General features: G+C 48.3%; 2 tRNA genes. Both read left to right on the top strand.

Annotation, left to right across the window (positions count from 1 at the left end):
* Positions 1-7: 7 nt before the first annotated feature.
* Positions 8-81, top strand: a tRNA-Ile gene (locus RZO55_RS00385).
* Positions 82-155: 74 nt separating this feature from the next.
* Positions 156-228: transfer RNA gene (locus RZO55_RS00380), tRNA-Ala, on the top strand.
* Positions 229-242: the final 14 nt, after the last annotated feature.

The following is a 242-nucleotide window of genomic DNA, read 5'->3' as shown; positions in this document are numbered from 1 at the left end:
TATTTATGGGCTTATAGCTCAGCTGGTTAGAGCGCACGCCTGATAAGCGTGAGGTCGGTGGTTCGAGTCCACTTAAGCCCATTGGTTTAATAAACCAGAGTACAAAAGAATACAGGGATAGCCTTAATAGGGTAGACCCACATCCAAGATTTTATGGGGGTGTAGCTCAGTTGGGAGAGCACCTGCCTTGCAAGCAGGGGGTCAAGAGTTCGAATCTCTCCATCTCCACTGACCGAAAGCAA

Source organism: Clostridium boliviensis (assembly GCF_033342255.1).
Lineage (GTDB): Bacteria > Bacillota > Clostridia > Lachnospirales > Lachnospiraceae > Lacrimispora > Lacrimispora boliviensis.
Note: the sequence above shows the minus strand (reverse complement) of the source record. Positions and strands in the feature narration are given on the sequence as shown.